A 12,536-nucleotide genomic window follows, 5' to 3' on the forward strand; every position below is an offset into this window, starting at 1 on the left:
CCATGCTTCATACTGAAGGATAGAGAAAGGCTTTTGTGTTACCCTCATTTTAACTGCAGTTCGCAGGCTAAATCTTCAGTTCTCCGAGCTTGATTAACTCTACAACTGCCTGCGAACGACCCTTAACATGGAGTTTCTTCATCACATTGGAGATATGGTTTGAAATACGTCGGAAATATCTAACTTAGTAATAATAACTGAAATTCGTTTAATAATGCCTTCGTAATAAACTAATCCCAATATGACAATTCCTTATACAAAACAACAATTCTATTTCTCCATGTAATTTTTTAAAGTATCATGATTTATGAAAAAGTATTCCCCAAAACATTTACGAATAATTACCAGATTTTCTCTGTAGCATCTTTCTATATCTTCTAAACCACTTTTAGTGTGTTGAATATATTCATCTATCATCATGTTATAGACCCAATTCTCCTTACAATATAATAAAACCTTTTGATTTTCTTTCAGATCTTGTATCCAACTCATTAAAAATTCGTTATGAGATTCTAAACTCCAGATAAATTGTCTATGAATGCTAGTATCATCATCAACAATAACCTTACCTTCTTCATTCAGCTTTAATTCACCGAAAAAATCTTTTATGTTTTTTTGAGTAGGGCTAAAATCATCACTCTTATTCGAACACAAACCCATCTTTTTATCTTTTATAGAACTATAAGAATAACTATAAGTATAGTAATCATTCGGATAATAAAATTGATATCTATCTGTACTCCATCCTCTTATAGGCCTATAATTGATCGCTTTTAATAATAATCTATCATCATTAAGACCTAATTTCATTTTCATGCCACCTGTGAGCCAGCCGCAAATTACCTGTCTGAACTTGCTGTCAATAAATAAATCATTCAGAGCAATAGGTAATACATTGCCCTGTTGAAAACAAGGATTACCTGTATATGCTCTCCACCGTATTGTTAATTCTTCAAAATATAGAGGTTTCAATTCATATCCCAGATCACTTAATTTACAAAATAATTCCCCTAAAATTTCTTTCTTGCCGGTTTTGTCTCGAAGAACATTTAATATAAAGTTTTCATAGCTTATTAGAAGCCTGTTTTGAGAGTCAAATAAATTATTCATTACTCCATTAACATAAGGAAGGTTTTCAAAAGCTTCGATCTGTTCCTTTTCATTTGAATAATATATTATCTGTTCATCTTCCAAAACTTTGTTTAACTCAGCATGGTCAGAACGCATTTGCCTAGTATTACATTCATCGAAATCTTTATTAAGTTTTATTGTTGAATAGAGATATACTAGTTTACTATTGCTGAAATTATTGCTAAAACTATCTATACGTGAATAATATTTCGGGATACAAAAGGAACTATACTTTGTAAACCAGATGCTCTTATCGCCATGAAAATGAGCAACCTTATTCTCTATCAAATTTTTATTTAATAACTTTTTCACAAATCTTAGATAGGGAAACAATCGTTCGGTGGACTTCTCACAATTCGAAATGTATGCCCAGATAACTACATCCGTTTTTACCGAATCTATATATTCAGGCTTATGAAAGTTAAATAAAAACTCTCGCAGCATTGCTTCATAATTAATATCTGCTAAATTCCAGAATACACCTTCTACATAATCTATGTCCTTATTTTTACCTCGGTCTGTTCGATTCTCGAATGAATAATTAATACAATTCAAATTCGAATCACTCAAATCCAGTTTAATCATATTATTAATAATCTTTTCTATACTCTCAATATGTTTTCTTTCTATCCAGTCCACGCTACCTTTTTTATACCCCTCGTCTGTGCCTTTTTCTTCAATCCACATCATTCTAAAACAAAATTGAACAAAGGCTATTTCTATTTCTTCCCCTTCAGGCGTTCGAGTTTCATGGGTATCTTCAATTTTCTTTCGAATACTTGTTTTGTATGTAATGAAGAATCTAAGCCATTTATTTTCCATCATTAGTGCGAAATTTTTAAAACCTTCTTTATAACATTCATTTACCCGATGAAAAAGTTCTGATTTGAATATTTCATATTCTTCCAAAACTAAACCATCATTTAAATCAATAAAAAATTGCTCAGCATCCGATGCCTTGTCCACAGTAACTAAATTAAATATAACCTGCTCAAATAAATACTTAAACCCAATTTCGTTCTCAAAGCTTGAATTTCCATAGTTATTTATCCATCTATACTTTCTAAATTGGCTAAGTAAATTGTGAAGAGAAAAGGTTGTAAAATCAACAACGTTAGGGGATTTTTCTGTTTTATGAATTAAGTCATTCAAAAAAACATTGGCATCCTCACGTTCTCTAAATTCAAACTTATTTAAAAGTTTATCTTTACCTACTGCATCAGTATAAGAAGCACATAAATACATAAGTGTTACTAATCTTTGTTGTCCATCATATACATAGAATATATCCGTTGCATCATCAACATATCCCATAACCGCACTAAATGGAAACGGTATTTCTTTATACTTATGATCACATATTGACTGGAATAACGATTTTAACTTTTCCCCACCGCTCCCCATTACATAATCTCTTTGAATGTCTGGAATAACGATTTTATCGTATTCTGAGAGAAGTGTTGCTAAACTATGCTTAACCATCTTTAATTCTCCTGTCCACTATATTTCTCATGAATGTACTCTTTATAAAAATTCTTAAAATCATCAAATTCATTTTTTGATGAGTATAGCCAGTTCACTTGATCATTCTTCCATTCATGAGGCAACATTAACTTTTGCAATTCATTCATATCCATTTTTCCAAACTGAAGTTGTGATTGAATAAAACAGTTTTGAAAATATGATGATTTTTTTGTAATGAAGTCCAATAGAACTTGTTCTAGATTTTTTCTTTGTACTTCCTCTTTATAGTCTTTACCGAATAAATCAAAAAATCTTTGACCGTTAATAGAATGTATACAGTTAAACCCATTGTATGAATTCCAATTGTCAGATTTTAAGTCTTTACAGATATTATTTATTATCTCTTTATAATATTTTAACCTGTTATACTCAGGGATGGATTCATAGCCCAGTTTACTCGTTTCCTCATAACGATCACAAAATAAAACCTTTAGTCTATTTTCAAATCCATTCCCATCAACATCTTCTTTAATGTCATATCCTTGTTTGACTAAATTCCAGATATTTTCTTGTGCAAACAAATTATTCGATAAATTCTTAAACAGGTGCAATATAGCTTGTCTTGAATAATTAACTATCTCTTCAGTAGCATCAATCATTAAGTTTGCTTTTATATGATCATTAATACCAAATACAGTTTTATTTTTGTTGATGTTTAGGAATTCCTCAATTGGTTCTGCTTCACTAAAGTGAATAAGAATATAAGTTTGATTCAATATGTAATTGATAAATCTTTCTTTGTGTTCAGGTGTAAAACGATATTGTTCTAAATCCTCTCCTTTTTCATCTTTCTTAGTCAATTTACATTTAATAGCTTCAAAATTTTCTTCAAATCTTCGTAAGTCTGTGTAAACCCTATTCTCATCTCTATCGCTAGTGCCAATGTTACTTAAATACCACGATCTTGTAATATCACTTTCATCAATTCCCTCATCTCTTTCAAAAGAAAAGTTAAAATATTTTTTTTCAGGAGCCAAGTATTTTAATATCAATGTCAGAGTAATTATCCTTTGCTGACCATCAATTAATTGGAATGTATTATACTTTTCCTTTTCTTCATATAAGGTAATCATTCCCATTGTAAATTTACTCTTTCCATCTATGTAGCTTTTAAATAAATCACTTGCTAACTTTTCAGCAGTTTTTCTACTCCACTTATAATTTCTCTGGATTATTGGGATATAGATGTTGTTCTCTTCATTGAAACAGTTATAAATTAGGTCATGCAAACTGACCATTTTGTTATTTTTTATTTTCACCACAAATCCTCCGATACTTTCATTAAATAATTATGCAAAAAACCTTTAAAGTTTGTAATCATACTATTCGTAAATTCGAATTTATAAATTGATTCAGTGTCTTTTTCCAGGTTCAAATTTTCTTTGCTCCAATCAATAAAATTAAATATTAAATCTACCTTTTTATCATGCGCTTCATTTCCACCTAAACATAATTTAAATCGTTCAATATATGCTTTTAGAATTTTTAGTTGCTGAGTATTGTTCTCTCCATGATTGTCAGATAATTGTTTCTCAAATTCTTCATTCAAATATGTAGTTACCTTTTCGAATTCATGCCTGAATTTATCACCATTATCATTGTTACGCACTTCATAGTACTTCTTGTAGTATCTATACAACAAATAAATTAATTCTTCCTCATTAAAACTATTCGATATTTCCTGATTAAGGATGCGTGATGCAACTACTTCTTGATCGGAAACAGGAGAATGTATTTTCTGTATTTCAATAGATCGTTCACCCAGAAAATTTTTCATCCAAACTGCAAGATTATCTCTTTTCCCACTTCTAACACTACTCATATCTATACAATAATCCGTTTTAGAAGCTTTATACTCATCCATTATGAATTGTTGCAAGGACATTACTGTGTCATTATTATAAATCACATTAATATTTTGATTAGGCAGTATCCGAAGTTCTACAGAATCTTTATCTTGTTCAATAGACAAATATTTAAATAGTACTATCCCGAAGCATTTGGAATAGGAGTAAAGCCTGACCTTATCTTTTCCTTTATTGATATGCTCACGGCACTGGTTAAATATTAATTTAACCGTTTCTAGATTGCTTGACATACCATGAATAACGGGAGTGTTTCTATCTCCACCATTACTTCTAAACAATACCGCTTGACTCTTCTTAAATTTTGCATTGTAGTAATGTCCTAATCCTAAATAATATAATTCTTCTAAACGATTATCGAACAAGTAATAATCTATAATTTTTCCTTTTTCATCTTCAGAAAGTTCAGAATATTCATTTAACAATTCTTTAATTAATATACAGTATCGTTGATATGCTATTTTTAATTTAAGATTTGTATCACATTTCTGTATATTAGACAATTCTTTACCTTTAAATGCTTTACTCATTATTTCTTCATCCAAATGGTAACTATCATCTTTAATTCCTAGATACATTTTCTCTAATATCTCAAAAGCAACTACACTTATTTCCCCTTTATAATCCAAGTGTAACTTTTGCATATTGCACCTCCACTATTCTTTAACTCTATACAGTTTTCTTCTAATAACGTCGATATCGCTTCAATGTACCATATAATTACAATCCCCGCACCTGCTTTCCCCATCCTTGAACAACTTTTATGATACATCCCAGCGAAATGAATCCAATGATATAGGAGGAGGACATTACTCACACTCAGTGTTTTTTTGGGGTAGCACGGTAACTATTTTTGATATCGATGCTATAGGTATACATATTGATTTTATGATAAGAGCTAAATGTAAAGTTGATTTTGAATTCATGATTATAGCGTTTGAAAAGTAGCTGTATTTGTTAAAATACAAACATAAAAGCCTTTCCCCATGCTTCATACTGAAGGATAGAGAAAGGCTTTTGTGTTGCCTTCATTTTTAACTGCGGTTCGCAGGCTAAATCTTCAGTTCTCCGAGCTTGATTAGCTCTACAACTGCCTGCGAACGACCCTTAACATTGAGTTTCTGCATCACATTTGTGGTGCGTTTTCAAGCACACAACATCGGGTAAAAAATTAAATATACGTTTCGACTGTGATTTCACCATCCACAGATACGTATATCCTCTTCACTACTTGTGTCAGTAAGGAGCGGGTTTTCTCCACATTATCATTGTATGCAGTAATGTCTGTTAGTTCTTGCACCGTTTTTTTGGCATTCTTGATTAACCTCTCACGGTCAAGCATTCTCTTTTCCTCAGCAACGATCCTTGATAAACGCTGTTCGCTTGCTTCAATTTCTTTCTCATACTGCTCTTTTTCAAAATCGTACTGAGCAGTATCAATTTCGTGTAACATATGTTGCCGCCGTATTTCGAACATTAACTTACGGTTATCTTCGATCCGTTTTTCCAGTTTCCGCTTTTCTTTATCGTTGTTGTTTTGAGGAAGGAAGACTTCAAGTTCCTTCATTCCGTTCTTCTCTAACTTAGAAATAGCTTTTCTCATTCTGGTTAATATCTCTTCAATGAGTTCGTCTCTCGCATCTTCATAAGGTATCCATTTGTCATTTGAACATCCAGTAGCCCCTACCCTACGCCTCCGACTACACATAAGATATCTATATCTCTTTCCGTCTCGACCAGTTGAAGTCATGGAAACCATGGCTGATTCACAGTGTGAACAAAAAATCATTTTGGAGAACACATTTACGAAGCTTCTACGCCCACCTCTAGTACCGCCTTTACTCAACCTGATTTCTTGTGCGTAATCGAATCGTTCTTTTGAAATAATCGCTGGATGAGTGGGTAATTTAGACCATTCCCATTCACTTGGAGGTTTTTTAACGAGCTTCTTCCTTCTATTCATGAGGTCGTTCAGATCGTCATAAACCAGTTCAGAAGTGTATCTTCCAGTAACATTGTACCCTGTGTAAGTAGGGTTTTGAAGGATACTTTGAACCGTTGAAAGTGACCAAAGTTTCCCTGTGTATGATTCGTAAACCTTTTCTGCCGGATTGTCTCCGTTGAGATATTTTACAATTGCTTTGTCTCCCATTCCCTCATCGCAGTATAGATCATAAATGAGCACCACAATTTCGGCTTGATGTGTGACAATTTCATACGTCTTCCGCTTCTCGATTGTGATTTTCCTATACCCAAATGCAGGTTTTGAGGCAATGATATTACCTTTTTCTAAAGCAGATTCGCGTATACCTCTTCTAGATGCTGTACTTATATCGCCGCTGGTGTTTTGGTTTACTACTGCTTTTATACCAAACAGCAACTCGTCATCTTTTTGGGCCGAATCATATCCATCTTCAAGCGATACGACTCTGATCTTTAAGGCATTGACCAGTATGCGTTTCAATGATAAAGCGTCCAATGTGTCTCTACTGAAACGGGAAAGTGATGCAAACCATATAGAGCGAATCTCTCCATTCTTCGCATCTGCTATCATTCGCTGTACGTCTTCTCGGGCAATTATGTTTGTCCCGGTATCCCGATCCTCATAGATGTAATCCAATTCAATTCCTTCACGCCTAGCATTTTCGCGAATAAATGATTCCTGGTTTTCTGGACTGTCTCTTTGCGAGTCTTTTTGTGTGGAAACCCGTACATAACCTCTATCCTTTTTGCTCATAACGCATATCCCCTGTAATATATTTGGACAAAACATCATCCAAATTGTACGATACCACTCCATGAGAATCCAGCATCTTTTTCAATTCACTCTTAACTATTTTTTTTACTATATCGTTTGAGTTGTCGCCAACGCTCACAAATGTTATCTTAAATGACTTCTCTTTTTTGCCCATATCATCACCCACTCTTATGCTATGAACAAGGGCAAGTACAACTTGCCCTTTATCTGCTCATGCTTCTGACGGCTTCTCCACAACGATCCTTAAATCCAGAGCCAGCTTGTAAAATGCCCTCCAGCGAATCTCGATGTATTTAGGTGCACTGATCGGAGGTTTGAATTCAAAACTGTACACTTTCTGGTCTGTGATGTAATCATGCTCGGTTGTCATGTAACGCGCCTCAATCAAGAATCTCTCCATGCGCGGCATACGTTTTACAGCGCGTTCCACTCGGTCGCAGTAGTCCTGTCGGTATATTTCCTGATCCGCATTGTATATGGCGATACTTGCTGTCTGGTCACTCGTCTGGTTTGTCGGGCCGTGAAACCGCTCGGTATAACCGGCTGTCGTGCTGGCCTCGCGTGCCTCGAACGTCATGTATTTGAATATCCGGTATTTCTCCAGCGCAGCCTCTACTGCAGCCTGTGTCAATTTACGGTCAATCTCCGGTAAAAAGCTTTGTTGACCCACCTTTGTATCACCTCAATGTAAGGATGGTTCCCCGACCGGAGCCGGGGATTGGAACTATTTAGTACGGCAGATCGTCGTCTGAAATGGGTACCTTCACACCGTCTTGAGTGGTTGCTATAATTTCAGCGGCAGCGTCCTCTTCTGTAAGAGACATTTCAGCCTGATTCGGGTCAACATCAACAGTTCCGTCTTGATTGATCTTACCTTTAATACCTTCGCGGTACTCTGCCTGTTGCTCTCTGAATTCGTCCAGGTCCATTTGTGATTCAGTAATTGATAATTCAACATCCGTACCAGCCAGCTTGTAAAACTCAAACGTCTGAGCAGCAGAGGAATCACCTTTAACCTCAAACTCAAGAATTGTTTTCTTGGAGTCCTTGGCAGATTTCTTGAACTCTGCTGTAAGCTCAATTCCATCCAGACCAGCAATGGCTAGGATTACGACCTCACGAGTCATTTGGTTAAGTTCCGGGCGACGCTCGTCTTCACCAGTTACGTAGAACTGAACCAGCTCTTTCTTGGAATCTTTCGTTTGCTTATTGAAGTGAGCTTTTACTGTAATGTTCATAGTTTGTTTCCCCTCTCAATTTGGTTTTATTAGATTAATAGAATAAGGACGTGTCTATGCTTGCTCGGGATCTACTGCCGGTTCTTGCTCATCTTCTGGGACCCACTCGACCAAGCCCTCGAATATCTCAGGATCGATACCGTACAATGTAGCTGCCATCACCAATCCGTCCGCAAAGTCCCGGCTTTTTGCGCCAATATAAGCAGTTCTCAAATGATCCTCAAGCGAAGGTTCTACCGTTACCAAGTCTGGATTGTACAGCAGTAGGGCCATTTGCTCGTTTGACAGATCGTTCAGACCTGCTATTCCCCAAAACTTCGTAATTCCTTTTGCCTTCGCCTCTGTATGTTTGTTCAGGATTGTTTCCCTTGTTTGAGTTTTAAGCAGAGTTTGCACACCTTCGAATTGTTCTTGCGTCACCATCACTGTTTTCATTTCTCCATTCCTCCCAATTATTGAATTGGTAATATTAGTTCGTTGTCTCACTATTGAATGAATGATATAAATTAATAAGGGCCGCACACGCCTACATTCCGTTGTTAGTAGGGCTATTCTAGATAACCTGAACACGTTACATTAATTAGTATGGGACAAGTGGCGGTCCTTTCGCATGCCTACAGACAGTGTTGTATATCCTCCTTAGTAGGGAGAGGCCCGAACCTCAACCCTTGATATTTTGCTTTATATCCGTCAACGCCCGGGAAGCCAAACGTTTTACATCCACTCGGTCGAAACAATCACCTAACTCAATAACGCATGCTGGGATCGTGATCACCATGTCGGATTGTTCATACGTTTTGTAGTTATTCGTCTTTTTCCCGCAAACCACACAGCGCTTACTTTCACTGGATGAAGCGTGTCCTACTTGCATTGGTTCCCCTCTCCTTCCTGACCCAAAACGGTCTCCAGAGCAAGTAAAACAGCTTCTATAGTCTCGGTATCTGCCGGATATTCCGTATCATTTGAAATCATGACATCATCAACCCGATCCAAGAATTTGCAGTCTATCTCCCATCCACCTTCGCCGCCCGGCTGTCGTGGGAAGGTTATCTTACGTGCCTTTTCAAGCTCCTTGCGGAGCCGATCACGTTCGAACTCAACTTCATACTGCTTTCGTCTTGCTTGCCGTACATCTGATACCAGTTTAAGAACGTCTGAACGTACTACCATGCTGTTATATTCAGGCTCATATGACCGACCTTCTTCATCGACCAGGATCGTCCTGTAATCTTTGCTCATGACTTCAAGTTGTTCATTCGTGAAATATGGATTTTGATTAAATGTTGGTTCACTCATGACTGTTCTTCCTCCCCTAATCCATTTGGCGATACGCAAGCACGTCATAACCTCTGCGTTCCATTTCAGCTACAAACACCGTCACAGCCTTTGTATTTACGTCTCCCTGCCCCTTGCTGACCGTCAGCATATATCCGTCACCGATCCAACGCCGCTTTGCTCTGCAATACAGTCCAGCGTTTCTGATAGCTTCCAAAACCTTAGCCTCATGTGCTCGTGGCAGGGTTAGAAACACTTTGTCCAAGTTCGCTGTTCCTCCGTCTTCCATTTCGCCTGTAACAAGCCACACTTCACGCTGTGCCGCTTTCAGATCGTCCGTTAGCTTTGAGTAGTCCATCTGTATATCCCTCCTTGGTAAGAGGCCGTAGCCTCAAAGTTATTACCAAACAACATCCTCTATGGATGTCGCATAGACATCGCCTCTTTTTATTAAGTGCTTTGCATTGCATATTCCACATACATAACCGTTGTAATCATTCGGGTCACCATCGTAATGCACGAATCTAGGTGGGTGTGAACAGCGCATATGAAGGTCAATCATCCTGAAAGACCTATCCTCTTCCTTGTACTTGCAACGTGGGCAGTAATGCCATTCAACAGCCCCAAAACCCTCATCGTCGTTGTAATATCGGCGGTCTTTCCAGTAACAGTCACCCTTGAAAATCTTTTTGTTACAGATAGCGCACGGAAGCTTTATCTTGCGTTTAGCAATCAAAAGTATCATGTGTTATCTCTCCTTTGGTGGGCCTAAACCCACCTGTGATTTATAGTTTCTTGCCGCCGTGTCTGATTGGACGAGTTGCGTTGTATGCCATCTTTTCCGTGACGGCTGCGTCCAGGTCGATACCATTGATTTCAGCAAGCTTGTATACGCTATTAACTACTTCCACTGAGTGTCCAACCAAATCAAAAAGGATGATATTTGAAATACTGACGTGCAACCATCCCATGTTGTCGCCAAAGCTTGTATCAGGACGAATGACATGAGATGCGTCATCAAATGCCGAAGCGAACTGTTCAACCGCTTCATATTTGCCCACAAGATCGTAAACCCGGATAACGATGTCGGCCAACTCGGATGGGATACCGCATGGCTTCCAATCATCGAATGGTTGCAAAGCTAACGTTTTAATCTGACCCGTTGAAGCATCTTTTTTCTCGTACCAAACGTCTGTCGGTTCATAACCATTACGGAAGTCCTCTAGCGCTTCTGATGCCTCTGAATGGATCAATGCTACCAACTCACCCAAACTGCGTTCTTCTTGCCACCAGCCTTTATCTACGGCGTTACCGTGTGCTACATTAACCCGATCAATGATTGTTTGTTTATCCATGTTCACTCGCTCCTCTAAATTTATAGTGTGGTATGTGGTGGGAAGAGGCTATGCCCCTTCCTCTTTGGTATCCCTCAACCTGTTATTTGATCGTGTATCGCTTTTATCGCTGCCATGATCGGATAGATCTGCAACGGATCTACTGCATTACCCAGCGCTTTCAGGCGGCCTGTTCTGTCCTGTACCCCTGTTGCCACCCGTGGAGGCTCCCAATCGTACTGAGGTATGCCCATAAGTGCTGGTTGCGGGTATGAGTGTATAAAGTCGATCAGATCATCCAGTGAATCTATTCCACTTCCGTCCAGCCCAGCGGAAAGTTCATCAACGTTTCCACCCATTCTGGATTGAGTTGCCCCCCCGCTCTTGTACTCAACGCTGTCCCTCCCTGTGCATATTTGTTCTTCCTGTAACTCGTGTCGTCTGCAACAGGAGTAGGCCACATATCTCCCATCACAACCATCGAGAGATTCAGCTGCTTCCCGTTCGCAATCCGTTTCTGAATTGACGGGTCTGAAAGGTTTCCCCTGTCCCTGTTGTCCGATGCTTGTGGCGTAGGCCACATCTTCACCGCTGCATGTAAATCCGGTGTTCTCCGTTCTCTCTCCGATGGACAATCGCCCCTCAGTGTTGCCTTTGGAGTAGGCCAAAGTTTCACCTGATCGTTCAAGTTCTGCGACCACCCCTGTTCCTGTTTCCTTTGTGCCCTCGGACTGTCTGGATTGTCTCCGCTCCTGAAATCCCGGGATTGTGGTGTCGCCCATAATTCGACCGTCCTTGGGTCTACTTGCTCCCTCAGATTCGCCGGTCGTGATCTGCCTTTGCGCGATGTTGTCGCTTGCCTGATTAGAGCTTCGTCCGATCTCTGTCCCATATGATCCATCGTGTTCGGTGTAGCCCACAATGAATACTCGGTCTCTTCGATGGCCGGCGTAGACGGCACTAGCCGGAATAACAAACGCTTGTGTGATGTAGCCGAGCCCCTCCAAGTCAGTAAGCACCTCGTCGAGCCCCAAAGTGATGTGCCCAGCAACATTTTCGCCAAGGAACCAAGTGGGCCTGACTTCTTGTAAAATTCGAGCAACTTCTGGCCAGAGGTGGCGGTCATCTTCCTTGCCTCTTCGCTTCCCGGCATGACTGAATGGCTGGCATGGGTATCCAGCGGAAATAATGTCAATTGTTCTACCGTTTCCAATGATTCCATCCTCCTTTAATCGATCTGCAGTAAGCGTGCATACATCGTCGTATATGGGTACTCCCGGAAAATTCTTTTGCAACACTTTCTGCGGAAACGGCTCCCGTTCGCAGAAAGCCACCGTCTCCATGCCTGCCCAATGGGCTGCCAAATCGATTCCGCCCACTCCCGAAAACAGGCTAAGTTTTCTCATGTGTG

The 12,536-nt window shown here is 38.8% G+C and carries 13 protein-coding genes and 2 pseudogenes; all 15 read right to left on the reverse strand.

The features are described 5' to 3' along the window. Nucleotides 1-67: 67 nt before the first annotated feature. Nucleotides 68-172: pseudogene (locus ABIE27_RS22695) on the reverse strand (LuxR C-terminal-related transcriptional regulator); the annotation flags it as partial. A 98-nt stretch (nt 173-270) separates the two neighbouring features. Continuing rightward, the gene (locus ABIE27_RS22700) at nt 271-2,613 is read right to left on the reverse strand and encodes a DUF262 domain-containing protein (RefSeq protein ID WP_429351534.1); all 2,343 of its coding nucleotides are present in this window, start codon (nt 2,611-2,613) and stop codon (nt 271-273) included. Between the two features lie 2 nt (nt 2,614-2,615). After that, nucleotides 2,616-3,914 (reverse strand): DUF262 domain-containing protein, encoded by a 1,299-nt coding sequence (locus tag ABIE27_RS22705; RefSeq protein WP_429351535.1) that lies wholly within the window; start codon nt 3,912-3,914, stop codon nt 2,616-2,618. Beyond that, nucleotides 3,911-5,164: a hypothetical protein gene (locus ABIE27_RS22710; protein WP_429351536.1), complete on the reverse strand. Its 1,254-nt coding sequence runs from the start codon at nt 5,162-5,164 to the stop codon at nt 3,911-3,913. Before ABIE27_RS22710 ends, ABIE27_RS22705 begins: the two co-directional genes overlap by 4 nt. 408 nt (nt 5,165-5,572) lie before the next feature. Then, nucleotides 5,573-5,656, reverse strand: a pseudogene (locus tag ABIE27_RS22715) (helix-turn-helix domain-containing protein); the annotation flags it as partial. Between the two features lie 35 nt (nt 5,657-5,691). Beyond that, nucleotides 5,692-7,257, reverse strand: a complete 1,566-nt coding sequence (locus tag ABIE27_RS22720) for a recombinase family protein (protein WP_429351537.1) — start codon at nt 7,255-7,257, stop codon at nt 5,692-5,694. After that, nucleotides 7,241-7,444, reverse strand: coding sequence for a hypothetical protein (locus tag ABIE27_RS22725; RefSeq protein WP_429351538.1), 204 nt, complete (start codon nt 7,442-7,444; stop codon nt 7,241-7,243). Before ABIE27_RS22725 ends, ABIE27_RS22720 begins: the two co-directional genes overlap by 17 nt. Nucleotides 7,445-7,489: 45 nt before the next feature. Next, nucleotides 7,490-7,948: an ArpU family phage packaging/lysis transcriptional regulator gene (locus tag ABIE27_RS22730; protein WP_429351539.1), complete on the reverse strand. Its 459-nt coding sequence runs from the start codon at nt 7,946-7,948 to the stop codon at nt 7,490-7,492. A gap of 58 nt (nt 7,949-8,006) precedes the next feature. After that, nucleotides 8,007-8,516, reverse strand: a complete 510-nt coding sequence (locus ABIE27_RS22735; protein WP_429351540.1) for a hypothetical protein — start codon at nt 8,514-8,516, stop codon at nt 8,007-8,009. Between the two features lie 54 nt (nt 8,517-8,570). Next, entirely contained in the window at nt 8,571-8,951 is a 381-nt protein-coding gene (locus tag ABIE27_RS22740) for a hypothetical protein (RefSeq protein ID WP_429351541.1), read from the reverse strand. Nucleotides 8,952-9,177: 226 nt separating this feature from the next. Next, complete coding sequence (locus tag ABIE27_RS22745; RefSeq protein ID WP_429351542.1) at nt 9,178-9,387, reverse strand: hypothetical protein; 210 nt, start codon at nt 9,385-9,387, stop codon at nt 9,178-9,180. Further along, nucleotides 9,378-9,812, reverse strand: a complete 435-nt coding sequence (locus tag ABIE27_RS22750; RefSeq protein WP_429351543.1) for a hypothetical protein — start codon at nt 9,810-9,812, stop codon at nt 9,378-9,380. The genes ABIE27_RS22745 and ABIE27_RS22750 overlap by 10 nt, the downstream gene beginning before the upstream one ends. A 16-nt stretch (nt 9,813-9,828) precedes the next feature. Beyond that, nucleotides 9,829-10,149 carry a hypothetical protein gene (locus tag ABIE27_RS22755; RefSeq protein WP_429351544.1) on the reverse strand — a complete coding sequence of 107 codons (321 nt, stop codon included), beginning with the start codon at nt 10,147-10,149 and terminating at the stop codon, nt 9,829-9,831. A 427-nt stretch (nt 10,150-10,576) separates the two neighbouring features. Then, the gene (locus ABIE27_RS22760; RefSeq protein WP_429351545.1) at nt 10,577-11,146 is read right to left on the reverse strand and encodes a hypothetical protein; all 570 of its coding nucleotides are present in this window, start codon (nt 11,144-11,146) and stop codon (nt 10,577-10,579) included. 74 nt (nt 11,147-11,220) lie between these two features. After that, complete coding sequence (locus ABIE27_RS22765) at nt 11,221-12,531, reverse strand: DNA cytosine methyltransferase (protein WP_429351546.1); 1,311 nt, start codon at nt 12,529-12,531, stop codon at nt 11,221-11,223. Nucleotides 12,532-12,536 lie beyond the last annotated feature (5 nt).

Origin of the sequence: Paenibacillus sp. 4624 (assembly GCF_050435065.1) — a bacterium.
Taxonomy (GTDB): Bacteria; Bacillota; Bacilli; order Paenibacillales; family Paenibacillaceae; genus Paenibacillus; species Paenibacillus amylolyticus_D.

Coding starts and splice junctions, on each gene's coding strand:
- ABIE27_RS22700 (WP_429351534.1), bottom strand. CDS start 2,613: ATGGTTAAGCATAGTTTAGCAACACTTCTCTCAGAATACGATAAAATC.
- ABIE27_RS22710 (WP_429351536.1), bottom strand. CDS start 5,164: ATGCAAAAGTTACACTTGGATTATAAAGGGGAAATAAGTGTAGTTGCT.
- ABIE27_RS22720 (WP_429351537.1), bottom strand. CDS start 7,257: ATGAGCAAAAAGGATAGAGGTTATGTACGGGTTTCCACACAAAAAGAC.
- ABIE27_RS22735 (WP_429351540.1), bottom strand. CDS start 8,516: ATGAACATTACAGTAAAAGCTCACTTCAATAAGCAAACGAAAGATTCC.
- ABIE27_RS22740 (WP_429351541.1), bottom strand. CDS start 8,951: ATGAAAACAGTGATGGTGACGCAAGAACAATTCGAAGGTGTGCAAACT.
- ABIE27_RS22745 (WP_429351542.1), bottom strand. CDS start 9,387: ATGCAAGTAGGACACGCTTCATCCAGTGAAAGTAAGCGCTGTGTGGTT.
- ABIE27_RS22750 (WP_429351543.1), bottom strand. CDS start 9,812: ATGAGTGAACCAACATTTAATCAAAATCCATATTTCACGAATGAACAA.
- ABIE27_RS22755 (WP_429351544.1), bottom strand. CDS start 10,149: ATGGACTACTCAAAGCTAACGGACGATCTGAAAGCGGCACAGCGTGAA.
- ABIE27_RS22760 (WP_429351545.1), bottom strand. CDS start 11,146: ATGGATAAACAAACAATCATTGATCGGGTTAATGTAGCACACGGTAAC.
- ABIE27_RS22765 (WP_429351546.1), bottom strand. CDS start 12,531: ATGAGAAAACTTAGCCTGTTTTCGGGAGTGGGCGGAATCGATTTGGCA.